This window comes from Prevotella melaninogenica, from assembly GCF_018128065.1.
Classification (GTDB): Bacteria; Bacteroidota; Bacteroidia; order Bacteroidales; family Bacteroidaceae; genus Prevotella.
In genome coordinates this window covers 640,523-653,541 of sequence record NZ_CP072360.1, presented here as the reverse complement: position 1 = coordinate 653,541, position 13,019 = coordinate 640,523, and the positions used below count along the sequence as shown (strand labels likewise).

Here is a 13,019-nt window from a genome sequence, read left to right as displayed (position 1 = left end):
ATTTGTATTAAACAATGCACTATCCACAGTGCATATCACAACGATTTCTGCACTATCCACAGTGCAATTGAAATAATACATAGCCTAAAAGAATGCTTATGAGTACTGCACTCTGGTGAGTTTTTTCCATATATTGATTAGCTATTAACCTCTTATTATCATCATTATAATAACCTTGATGCTCCTTTCTTCCCATCTTCAAACCATGTGCGAGTACTCCGCACATGTCGTGCTGATGGTTCGCACCAATGGTGTTTGGCGTCCGCACCATTGGTGCGGAGTACTAAACACATTACAATAACTTATCAAAATGAGTTCAACTTATTGATAGAAACAAGCTATACTACCAAAACAAACTAACCGATATGAGACTAAAGAAGTTTCACATACAAGAGAATACTATTACAGTAACAGATAGTCACAACATACAAAGCAGTTCTTTTAGAAGTTTAAAGACATAGAAAATTACCGACGGAGCATGTTAAAAGAATTAAAAAAACACACCGCTAATGTAGTTCTTCAGTAAAAAAAACGACTAATAGAATAACATTGGTCTTTTTTATTTACCTTTGTAATAAGATAATTTCTAAGACAAGTAACGTCTTAATGACACCTTTAAGGTGAGAAGAAGTATCATTAAATGGCAGAAAAGTATATATTTAACACATAAAATAATAAGCACATGAAAGCAAAAATCTTACTTTTTGCAGCCTCATTCATAGCTACATCAGCTATGGCACAGGGACTGAAGTCGGGTGTAGACCCCAACAACATGGACTTTAACGTGAAGCCCGGTGAGAACTTCTATGAGTATGCTGCAGGTAACTGGTTGAAGAGCCATCCGCTTGACAAGGAGCATCCAATGAACGGTGCCTTTGTTGATTTGGAAGAATTGAACAAGAAACGCATCCGTGAAATGGTTGAGGATTATGCTAAGAAACCACAAACGAAAGGCACTGTAGCACAGAAGATTGCTTCTATCTACAACCTTTACATGGATAGCGTACGCCGCAACCGTGAGGGATATACCCCTATTAAGCCAGTGTTGGCTAAGATTCGTGCAGCGAAGAATCGTAAGGAACTCATCAAACTGATGTATGACCTCGACGTGAAAGGCTATGGCACCTTCCCTGTTGGCTTTGGTATGACAGTAGATGCGATGAACTCTGACCGTTATATCATTGGTATCTCACAAGGTGGTCTTGGTCTTGACCCAGAATATTACACAAAGCCTAACGACCAACAGAAGGCTGTTATAGCAGCATATAAGAGCTTGAACAATGATTTGTTCAAGATGGTTGGTAACGATGCTGCAACTGCTAAGAAGAAGATGGAGGCTGCTTTCTCTATTGAGAACCAGATTGCAAAGGTTAGCTATGACCAAGTAAAGTCACGCGACCCACAAGCTAACTATCACCCAATGACTTGGGAGCAACTCTTGAAAAAATATCCTGGTGTCGATTGGAACTACCTTTTGAAGGCTTCCGGCTATCCAAATAACGGTGGAAAGGTAGATGTTGGACAGCCAGAGCCTGTACATGAAGTTGAGAAGATACTTGCTACAGCTCCGTTAGACGCATTGAAAGCCTACATGGAACTTGCTGTTATCTCAAGTTCTGCAGGTATGTTGTCTGATAACTTCTCTGATCGTAACTTTGAATATACCAAGGTGGCATACGGTGTTCAGCAGCAACAGCCACGTTGGAAGCGTGCTTTGTCTTTCGTACAGGGTATCATGGGTGAGGCTGTAGGTAAGCTCTACGTACAGAAATACTTCCCTGAGAGCAGCAAGCAACGTATGATTACATTGGTAAAGAACCTCCAAGATGCTTTTGCACAGCGCATTGAAGAGAACACATGGATGACTGCTGCAACAAAGAAAAAGGCCATAGAAAAGTTGCAAGCATTCGACATTAAGATTGGCTATCCTGACAAATGGCAGAATATGGATAGTGTCTTCGTCATTGATGATGCAAAATCTTTGTTCGACAACGTAAAAGGTGTGCAAGAAGCTGCAATGAAATACCGCATTGCAAAACGATGGGGCAAGCCTGTTGATAAGAAGGAATGGCACATGACACCACAGACGGTTAATGCTTACTATGACCCAACAACTAACAGTATAAACTTCCCAGCAGCTATTCTACAGCCTCCATTCTTCGACCCAACGGTTGACGACGCAGCCAACTATGGTGCTATTGGTGCCGTTATCGGTCACGAGATGAGCCACGGCTTTGACGATCAAGGCTGCCAGTTTGATAAAAATGGCAACATGAAAAACTGGTGGACAGAAGAGGACAAGAAGAACTATGACGCTCGAACAAAGGTACTTGTAGACTGGTTTAACAAACAGGAAGTAATCCCTGGCTTGTATGTTAACGGCGAGAAGACACTCGGTGAAAACATCGGAGACAACGGAGGTTTGAATATTGCTTTTCGTGCACTTGAGAACAGTATGAAAATAAAGCCACTCAACGACATGGACGGCTTCACTCCTGCACAGCGTTTCTTCCTTGCGTGGGGACGTGTATGGGCAAGCAATGTTGCTCCTCAGTTTGTTGCTTACATCGTCAACTCAGACGTTCACTCGCCAAGTATTAGCCGCGTAAATGCAGCTCTGCCAATGATTGACAACTGGTACAAGGCTTTCGATATCAAAGAAGGTGACAAGCTCTTCGTTCCTCAGCAGGGTCGCGCACACATTTGGTAAGAGAGTCGTTATAGTACCCATATCACTTGATATGGCATATTAACATCATATCATCACAGTCGTCTGATAAATAATCACGACTTTGAAGAATAACCATAAAGGAAGTGTATCTCTCAAAAAGGTACACTTCCTTTATGCTTTTGCATACCTTCATCCTATGAGTTCTATCCTCTTGTGACAATACTGATTTTATTAAACAAATTTCAAACACATCTATCCCCTATAAAACTAAATCAATGACAGAATTAAGAAATCTCTACAAACATGTTTTCAAAGGGCAAAAGAGAAGAATAATGAAAAGAAAATCAGAATAATTTTAAGCTTGTATCCTTATGTTAGAAGAGCGATAAGACCTCTGATTGTAGCACCCAAAACAAGAAAATATTCAACAAACAAAGAGATGCATAGAGCCAAAATATCAGACATGTTATAGCAATGTAGAATCAAGACAAGAAAGTATTTTGTAATAAATTAACGAATAAGGAAGCAAACATAATAATTTTCTTAAATTCCATATTCTTGATAAGAAATAGTATTATTTATCTATTAATTCAATAAAATATTGTATATTTGCACCCAATAATAATTTTAAATGTGGATAAAATAGTAAAAAGTTTTGCGTAACAGCGCAAGATATACATTACAGAGCATTAAGAGGAGTGCGAGAGTATTACAATAAAAATCGTAGTTTAAGTTATTTAACAGAAACAAGTTACCTTACAAAATGACATCCTCTATTCCCAAAGAGATATGAGATAAAGATATTGTTCTAAAAGAAGCAGATGAAAGTAAAGGCATACACCATAAGTTTTATCTAACTTCCGACGAACAAAATGTCAGAAAAAGAAACAGACATATAGAATCTTTTCGGATTCATATAAAAAGGAATAACTACCAAAATCCTATTTTTTATGGGATATTTTTAGTTACCAGTGGGATTTCATCGTGAGATGAGATCCCACACCTTTTTTATATCTCCCCCCCCGAAACCATCTTCCTTTTACCTTAATAAACATCTCATACCTCATGCTATTCATGACAGAAAACCTAATTTATAGAATCTTTATCATCCAAATCTGTAACCTTTTCATTTCTTTTCAGTATCTTTGCGTACAGATAAATCATCACTTAAAACAGAAAGAATTATGAACGTAGGAGATAAAGCACCAGAAATTTTGGGTACTGACCAGGATGGGAAAGAAATTAAGTTGAGCGATTATAAGGGCAAAAAAATTGCACTTTATTTCTATCCGAAAGACTTAACAGCAGGGTGTACAGCACAGGCTTGCAACCTCCGTGACAACTATCATGAACTAATAGAAAAGGGTTATGTCATCATCGGAGTAAGTATTCAAGATGAGAAGTCACACAAAAAGTTTATCGAAAAGAACAATCTTCCTTTCCCTATCATTGCTGATACCAATCTTAAACTTGTTAAAGAATTCGGTGTTTATGGTGAAAAGAAAATGTATGGTCGTACCTACATGGGGACTTTCCGCACTACTTTCATCATCAACGAAGACGGGGTCATTGAGCGAATCATCGGTCCAAAGCAGATTAAGACAAAGGATCACGCTGCACAGATTCTTGCAGAAAACTAATTCTTGCTACATAAAGACATAGTAACGAACAAACGAAAACACGTTCTCATAGATTAGAGAACAGTAATAACAAAAGGGTAAAAAACAGTTCTCTACAAAAAGAAATGTGATAACAGAAACACAGCAGCTATGTCTAAACTCCAAAACATAAGTAATAAGAAAGCAAAGATTAAAAGCATTAACAGCAAAAATCTTAAGAAAACAAAGAAACCTCACCAACCACTTCCCTCCTCAACAGGAGAGAAAGTGCCAGTGAGGTCTTTTTATAAAGATACGGAAGTGAAGTCTTTGCGAAAAAGACTCCTTACCCTTGCCAACAAATACGAGACCACTTCTTTTCTCAATGGCGACCCTTCATGGTTTATGCACCAAGTTATTGGGAAGAGAAATCAAGAAACAATAGCTTTCATTGCTTCTTGTCTCAGCTATGGTTCACGACAAGTCTTTTTACCACGCATACAATATCTTCTCGATTGTTCACGAAGTGAACCCTACGAATGGATAAGAACAGGAAGATACGCTCTGGATATTCCCGATAATGACCAATGTTTTTATCGGTTATATACCAATGCTATGATACGTAATCTTCTCCATGCACTACAAACGATGTATAAAGAGTATGGAGATATGGAAAATTACATTCGCAACTATGCTAATCTGAATAATGAGAAGCCACAAACGGATGCAATTATTGCTATTGAAGCTATTTGCGACTACTTCCTAAAGCATGAAGCGATAGGAATTGTACCTAAAAGCACTACATCAAGCTGCAAACGTGTCTGTATGTTTTTGCGATGGATGGTTCGCAAAGACTCTTCCATAGACCTTGGTATATGGTCTGACTTCATCCATCAACGCTCGCTCATCATTCCACTTGACACCCACGTCATACAACAATCGCTTCAATTAGGTCTTATTACGAGCAAAACAGCTTCCATGTCGGTTGCCAGAAAGCTTACGGATAAACTTTTAGAATTTTTCCCAGACGACCCATTAAAAGCCGACTTTGCTCTCTTTGGTTATGGAGTAAATCAGAAATAGCACAAATCTCCCACTTTCATAAACGACATAAATGTTAGAGAAAGGGCTTGCTTCTTTTACTACTTTTGTAATAAAAATTCAAATCTTGAAAAATCAAAGAGGCTTACTTAGACACAAATTAACCCTTAATTGGCTTCTAAAAGATGCCCTTTTGAACCCTTACTAACGCCCCTTTGAACCCTTACTAAGCACCCTTTACAAACTATCTTTGTATTACACTGATTATAAACGAGTTACAAAGGAACAAAATTTGAGTATTTTTCATTAAGTAACCACGCTTTTTCACACTCTTTCTGTAAAGTTATTTCGCACCAAACATATACAAATAGTATTTCTTAAAACCGAAATAAAAACCTTACAAACAAAACAAGGGGCTTTGAAAAGTCGAACATAAAAATTCCCAACTCCGCTCAAAACGAAGTCGGGAAACTATTACTACTCTCAAATTTCTAAATTACTTTCTAAAATTAGGCAGTGATATGCTTATTCAAACTAACTGCCTTTGCTACTAATGCTGCTACTACAACAGCTGATAATACTACTGAAATCATAATCTTTTTACCTTTAATGGGGGCACCACTGTCCCCTCGTTTATATATATGTTATCCTTTATTACGAGTGCAAAGTTAAGCATAAATAAAAAATTGGGCAAAATATATTAGCAATGATGTTAATAATACACATTTTTATTACTATGAGTCAAGCCAACTGATATAGATCAAATGAATATCATTTGTTTTTCTCAAATATTTGAATTAACTTTGTCTGCCGCAAGCAAAATTACACATAAGAATGGAGAAAAACCAAGAATTACGCAATGCGTGGGACTTTGTAGAACACACAGGGATAAGTATTTTTCTCACAGGAAAGGCTGGTACAGGGAAAACGACCTTCCTTCGCACACTCAAGGAACGCAGCAATAAACGAAATATTATTGTTGCACCAACTGGCGTAGCTGCTATTAACGCAGGCGGCATGACAATCCATTCCTTCTTCCAGTTGCCACTATCTCCCTTCGTACCAAACACTAACATCAAGAACCGATTTGATTATAGCAAAGAGAAACGCAAGATTATGCGTACTCTTGATTTGCTTATTATTGATGAGATTAGTATGGTGCGAGCTGATGTCTTAGATGCCATAGACTCTGTTCTACGTCGTTTTCGAGAGCCAAACAAACCTTTCGGTGGCGTACAACTACTGATGATTGGTGACTTACAACAGCTCACACCCGTTGTAACTCCTCAGGAAGAAGAACTGTTAAAGAGCTATTACGATACGCCTTACTTCTTTGGGTCGAAAGCATTACGTAGTATCAACTATGTTACGATTGAGTTGACGCACGTCTATCGACAACAAGACGAAACATTTATCACCTTACTTAATAACATAAGAGAGGGGAAAACTTCAGTAGAAGACCTTCAACGACTCAACGAACGATACGATCCGACCTTCCAACCTAAAGAGGGAAGCGATTACATCCGACTGACAACACACAACAGGATGGCAGAGAGTTATAACGAAGACCAACTCCGAAACCTCCCTGCAAAAGCCTATACCTTCAGTGCGGAAACTGAAGGAAACTTCCCAGAATATAACTATCCGACAGACTTCAACCTCACACTGAAAGTTGGTGCGCAGGTAATGTTTATCCGTAATGATAACAACGGACGATACTATAACGGACGAATCGGACACATTACGCATGTTGATAACGAGAAGATATCAGTTCTTTGCCCAGGAGATGAAGAGGACTTTGAGGTTGAAGTTGAGACATGGGAGAACACAAAATATACCCTGAACGAAAAGACAAAACAAATTGAAGCCAAGGTACAGGGAACTTTCAAACAATATCCACTACGTTTGGCGTGGGCAATCACCATACATAAAAGCCAAGGACTAACCTTTGAGCACGCCATTATAGATGCTCAATCCTCCTTCGCTTCAGGGCAGGTATACGTTGCCTTGAGTCGATGTAAAACCTTAGAAGGACTGGTTTTGGCTTCACCTATTGGTAAGACTGCGATTATAAATGACAATCGGGTCAGCGAGTACATCTCGCATCAAACAGAAGAAGCAGGAAAGAGTATCTCTGCATTACCCATGCTAAAAGAGGAATATCATCGACAACTACTCATTGAATTATTCAACTTCAATGAGATTAAAACCTATGAAAACGCTCTATTTAAGGTCCTATCAGAGTTCTTCTTCAAATACACAAAAATCAATGCACTCCACAAGATGGCGCTTACTGACTTAGAGACGCGCATCATAAATGTATCGATGAAATGGGAAAATCTTATCAGAAAGATGACTACTGACCAACTTCACCAAGAGGACTTCAAGGAGAGAATAAAGAAAGGGGCACTTTACTTCCATAGTGAGTTAACTGAAATATTCAGTCGAATGATAGAATTAACCAAGGAGGTGCAGAGCAACAATAAGATTGGAAATAAACGCTTCGACAACGCTTACACAGAACTTAAGCAGACCTATCAGGCAAAGCACGACTTACTGGAAGACATAATAGAAGATGGCTTCTCTATCACAACCTATCTCACGGCAAAACAGAAGGCAATTCTCAATAATATTTCCGATGAAACCGAGAGAAAAAGAAGAAGGAGAAAAGAAGAGAAAGAGAAGACGAAAGAAAAAAAGATAAGCACTTATGAACATACTTATGCCCTTTTCAAAGCAGGAAAAAACGTTGAGGAGATTGCTCAAGAGCGTGGGTTGACACAAGGAACAATTCAAGGACACCTTGTACCTTATATCCTAAATGGAGAAATAAAGATTGAAGAAGTAATAGAAGAAAAGAAAATCAACATCATCAAACGAATAATTAAAGCAGTCGGAATAGAGAACGGGATGACTCCTATTAAAGAATTATGCCCTTCTGACATAACCTATAATGACATACGATTAATAATGAAGACAATGATAACTTAAAAACAAAAGAAAACCTTTTCAACCCTATAAAAGTGGAGTTTTCCTGCAATTTAAGATAATAAAACTATCTAAAATACTCAAAAATAAAGATCCCATGAAATAAAATAACCTTTGGAACGTTTTCATATAACAGAAAATCCCAGTACAAACCTTAACAAACAAAAACTAACAAGGTTACTGAGAGCATTTAATTATCTTTGTAATAGACAACAACACAAATATATCATGATACTAAGTTATGCGACCTCATTGGCAGCTATTATTGCTTCGGCTATATGCTTTGCCATCATTGCAATGATATATTGGAAGTCTCCGAGTAGTCCGCTCGTGTTTAAGCGTAGAATTATCATACTGGACTACAGTCTACTTCTTTTATATCTTTGCTGTCATTTTTTACGGAATAAAAGCGATGAAACCGAGATATTATGCGTTCCTTCAATATTATCTTTGTATCTTCTTTGGGAGTCTTTCCTCATTACTTGTACGACATTCAGTAATGGAAAGCTCTACAAAAACAAGTATGCATTATTGTTTTATAACCTGTTCCCATTATCACTCCTTATTCCACAGATTATGTTCGCACTGAACGGAGAGATATATCACTTTCAGAATTACAATCAGCTAATAGCCGAACTCAAGCATTCAATGCCTATACAAGCATTGATGCGCATTACCTTTTCAGCGGGAATTATCCTATGTAAAAGTTTGATGATTGCAGAAATTGTAAAACAACAACGTAAATACAAGCAACAAGTCATCGAAGAAAATGGAGACATTAGAGGTGTAGAGAGACGCAACACCATATATTTTAGTATAGGATTACTCCTAACAATGATAACCATTGGGCAGCTTGTGCCCTCTGTAATCTTCCATGCCTTATTAAAGATCGGTATTATTTTAGCCGTCATTGCAACCACACGTTTCTGTGTGAATCAGCACAAACACATTATGATTTTAGAATCAAAAAACTATAACAAAGGCAACTCGATTAAAGAGAAGATAAACCAATGGCTCCATCAAGAACCATTCCCATTGGCTGATAATGAGCTTACAATGGAAAAGGCTGCAGCGTCTATTGGAATACCAACCGCGGCTCTTTCCTATTATATCTATGAGTTTGCCAGCAAGACTTTTCTGTCATGGCAAAGCGAATGTCGTATGCTCCATTGTCGTGAGTTACTCACAAACGATAACAAAAACATATCAGAGATAGCCTACGAGTGTGGCTACAACGACCTTGCAGCAATGAGTAAAGCCTTCAAAAAGAGATTTGGAGTGGCTCCAACCATTTACAGAAAGAATCTTAGCGACACAAAAGAGGATTAACAAGAGGATTCCTCTAAAAACAAATGTCAATCGATGAAATCGGGGGAATTTGACAATTAAGAAAGACAAAAAAGGTAGTTATAATAAAAAAAATGACTTATAACAAATATAATTTGTTTGCAACAATATCATTTTTTCAAAAAATAACTATCTTTGTAAAGTCAATTAAAGATATTTCTTGAGTAGCAATCAAATTACGTTTAAATAGTTATTAGTAAGTTAATAGTCAAATTAAACTAATTAGGATGGTCCTCGTGAGAAGATAGCCTAATGATTTTTGAGTCAAATAATTTTTTGAGTTATTTAGTTAAGTGGCTGAGTGTATGTCTGCGTGAGCAGATATACACTTTTTCTTTTTATAAAGAATTACTCTTAAGGTGGGGGTTCTATTGATTATCTTTGTCATATGTCGAGGGTACAGTAGGAAAAAGGTGAGGAAATAGGTATGCAAAAAGCTAATTATAAAAAGCCTTCCAAAGTTTGGGATTATAAGTATTCCCAAATAAGACAGATATTATTACACAAAATACAAGAATAGTTTTGTTTTAAGCTGCTGTCACTTTTAACATTTTACTTATCTTACTGTAATATAACAAGTTAAGCGTCTACTACTAATGACAGGAATGACAGGAAATTTAGTTTATGGAATACTCGGTAAAACGAAATCGGCTAATTGATATAAATACTTTGCTGATTCTTCCGAGATATGAAGTGATGAAAGTAAGCCTCCTGACATGATATGACACACAGAATATGGCACACAGAGTAAGGGAGATCACGGAGTTAAAAGCCACATCACAGCAGTGTCTCTTTGCCCACGATGACTTTGTATTTAACAAACCTCTGTTCGTGCTGTGACTCCGTGTGCCCATTCTTTAAAGTTCTAAAATCACGAAACAAAACTCATCCCCCTCGAATACTTGAAGAGCCAATTTTATTCCATGATACAAATGAAAGTAAAAATATCAATTAAATAATTCCACCATCATTTCCTACAGAGTCAATTCTTTTGCTTCTCTTTACTTCTAATGCGAAGAAGAAACAAGTATTTTATATCGATGAAATCGTAGTTTATTATCTGATGAAGAGCAGTTCTCTATATTTAGGAAGTGTCCATAACTCATCGCTGACGACCAACTCTAACTTATCAATCTGATAGCGTATTTCTTCCATCTTAGGAGCTATTGTGTCGTGATAAGCGATTGCTTTTTCACGTTGACTTTCAATTTTGTTGGCTTGCTTGCGTGCATTGACAAGTTCTTCAACACCTGCCTCGATGATATTGGTGCGTTCAGCAATTTCACGTATAATCTTAATGTTTCGTTCGCTGAGCTGTTTACCTTCTACATCTCCGAAGATATTGACCATATTCTGCACATTCTTCGCTAACTGACTTTGGTAGTGAGTTGCTACAGGGATTATGTGATTCATCGCCAAATCGCCCATGACGCGTGCTTCAATTTGAATCTTCTTAGTGTATATCTCCCATTTTACCTCGTTGCGTGCCTCCAATTCATTGCGTTTCATCACGTTCATCGACTCAAACATCTTAATAGCATCTTCGTCAAGGTAGCGATCGAAACACTTTGGACAGTTTGATTCACAATCGAGTCCACGCCTCTTTGCTTCCTCCTTCCAGCTTTCAGAATATCCGTTTCCATCGAAGTGAATAGGCTTACAGGTCTTGATATCTTCACGAAGAACATCTATGATAGCTGATGTTTGGTCTTCTCCTTTCGCAACCAATGTGTCCACTCGCTCACTGAAGTTCTGCAAGGCTTCAGCCATAGCGGTGTTGAGGACTATCATTGCTGATGCGCAGTTGGCTTCAGAACCAACAGCACGGAACTCAAAGCGGTTACCAGTAAAGGCAAATGGTGATGTGCGATTACGGTCGGTGTTATCGATAAGTAATTCTGGAATCTCAGGGATATCCATCCGCAAACCAGTCTTTCCACTAAGGTTGAAGATATTTTCTTTATCAGACTTCTCTATATGTTCAAGAAGATCGCTGATTTGTCTTCCGAGAAAAGATGAGATGATAGCAGGTGGGGCTTCGTTTGCTCCAAGGCGATGATCGTTCGTAGCACTCATCACGGATGCTTTCAAAAGCCCATTATGCTTATAGACAGCCATCAATGTTTCTACGATAAAGACGACGAAACGGAGGTTATCGTTGAATGTCTTTCCTGCAGCATGGAGGAGAATTCCATTATCTGTGCTAAGGCTCCAGTTATTGTGTTTACCAGAACCATTAACGCCAGCAAAAGGCTTCTCATGTAGAAGGACACGGAAGCGATGTTTGTGGGCAACCTTCTTCATAAGTGACATCAGTAGCATATTATGGTCTACTGCAAGGTTACACTCTTCAAAGATCGGAGCTAATTCAAACTGACCTGGTGCTACCTCATTGTGACGGGTCTTACAAGGTATGCCCAATTCGAGTGCTTGTATCTCAAGATCCTTCATAAATGCTTGCACGCGTTCAGGGATGGTTCCGAAGTAATGGTCGTCCATCTGCTGGTTCTTTGCAGAATCATGCCCCATCAGTGTGCGCCCAGTAAGCATAAGGTCAGGGCGTGCAAAGTACAAATCCTCGTCTACAAGGAAGTATTCTTGTTCCCAGCCAAGATTGGTGTGAACCTGTTTTACATCTTGATAAAAGTATTGGCAAACTTTAGTTGCTGTGACGTTTACAGCGTGGAGTGATTTTAATAGTGGGGCTTTGTAGTCAAGTGCTTCTCCTGTATAAGATATAAATATTGTAGGAATACAAAGTGTGTCTTCGATGATGAATACAGGACTTGTAGGGTCCCAAGCTGAATAGCCTCGTGCTTCAAAGGTGTTACGGATTCCTCCATTAGGGAAAGAGCTGGCATCAGGTTCCTGCTGAACAAGTAGTTTTCCTGAGAATTCTTCAATCATTCCCCCTTTACCATCATGTTCAACGAAGGCATCATGTTTCTCTGCTGTTCCTTCTGTAAGGGGTTGAAACCAGTGAGTGTAGTGAGTTGCGCCATGTTCCTCTGCCCATTTCTTCATGCCTTGTGCTACTGCGTCTGCGATAGAACGGTCTAATCGTGTGCCGTTGTCAATGACGTCTATCAGTTTTTGGTACACATCCACAGGGAGATACTTGTACATTCTCGCACGGTTGAAGACGTATTTACCATAGAAGTGCTCTGGACGTTCTGTTGGTGTTTTGACTTCTAAAGGGCGTTTCTTAAATGCTTCCTCGACAGCTCCGAATCTTAAATTTGCCATATTATTTACCTTTAATGAAAGTTCCGAATGCAAAATTAATTATTTTCGGATTATCTGGCAAAGTATTTAAGGATATTATTCTCTATATAAATGATTAAATAAAATTTAGATATAGGTTAAGGCAATAA

6 protein-coding genes are annotated in these 13,019 nt (G+C 38.3%); 5 read left to right on the top strand and 1 reads right to left on the bottom strand.

Features of this window, described 5'->3' with window-relative positions; translation table 11 throughout:
* Positions 1-682: 682 nt before the first annotated feature.
* The 5 genes from J5A56_RS08440 to J5A56_RS08420 all read left to right on the top strand — a co-directional run bounded on the left by J5A56_RS08440 (position 683) and on the right by J5A56_RS08420 (position 9,627).
* The gene (locus tag J5A56_RS08440) at positions 683-2,710 is read left to right on the top strand and encodes a M13 family metallopeptidase (RefSeq protein WP_021671249.1); all 2,028 of its coding nucleotides are present in this window, start codon (positions 683-685) and stop codon (positions 2,708-2,710) included.
* 1,145 nt (positions 2,711-3,855) lie between these two features.
* The gene (bcp, locus tag J5A56_RS08435; protein ID WP_021671247.1) at positions 3,856-4,311 is read left to right on the top strand and encodes a thioredoxin-dependent thiol peroxidase; all 456 of its coding nucleotides are present in this window, start codon (positions 3,856-3,858) and stop codon (positions 4,309-4,311) included.
* A gap of 129 nt (positions 4,312-4,440) precedes the next feature.
* Positions 4,441-5,352, top strand: a complete 912-nt coding sequence (locus J5A56_RS08430; RefSeq protein ID WP_021671246.1) for a TIGR02757 family protein — start codon at positions 4,441-4,443, stop codon at positions 5,350-5,352.
* A gap of 792 nt (positions 5,353-6,144) precedes the next feature.
* The gene (locus J5A56_RS08425; RefSeq protein ID WP_021671245.1) at positions 6,145-8,301 is read left to right on the top strand and encodes a helix-turn-helix domain-containing protein; all 2,157 of its coding nucleotides are present in this window, start codon (positions 6,145-6,147) and stop codon (positions 8,299-8,301) included.
* 225 nt (positions 8,302-8,526) lie between these two features.
* Entirely contained in the window at positions 8,527-9,627 is a 1,101-nt protein-coding gene (locus tag J5A56_RS08420; RefSeq protein ID WP_021671244.1) for a helix-turn-helix domain-containing protein, read from the top strand.
* 1,074 nt (positions 9,628-10,701) lie between these two features.
* On the opposite strand, the gene J5A56_RS08415 is transcribed toward J5A56_RS08420, so the two are convergent.
* Positions 10,702-12,891 carry a glutamine synthetase III gene (locus tag J5A56_RS08415; RefSeq protein ID WP_021671243.1) on the bottom strand — a complete coding sequence of 730 codons (2,190 nt, stop codon included), beginning with the start codon at positions 12,889-12,891 and terminating at the stop codon, positions 10,702-10,704.
* Positions 12,892-13,019 lie beyond the last annotated feature (128 nt).

What these genes read in the sequence shown, in the direction of transcription:
- bcp (WP_021671247.1), top strand. Translation starts at nt 3,856, where the DNA reads ATGAACGTAGGAGATAAAGCACCAGAAATTTTGGGTACTGACCAGGAT.
- J5A56_RS08415 (WP_021671243.1), bottom strand. Translation starts at nt 12,891, where the DNA reads ATGGCAAATTTAAGATTCGGAGCTGTCGAGGAAGCATTTAAGAAACGC.
- J5A56_RS08430 (WP_021671246.1), top strand. Translation starts at nt 4,441, where the DNA reads ATGTCTAAACTCCAAAACATAAGTAATAAGAAAGCAAAGATTAAAAGC.
- J5A56_RS08425 (WP_021671245.1), top strand. Translation starts at nt 6,145, where the DNA reads ATGGAGAAAAACCAAGAATTACGCAATGCGTGGGACTTTGTAGAACAC.
- J5A56_RS08440 (WP_021671249.1), top strand. Translation starts at nt 683, where the DNA reads ATGAAAGCAAAAATCTTACTTTTTGCAGCCTCATTCATAGCTACATCA.
- J5A56_RS08420 (WP_021671244.1), top strand. Translation starts at nt 8,527, where the DNA reads ATGATACTAAGTTATGCGACCTCATTGGCAGCTATTATTGCTTCGGCT.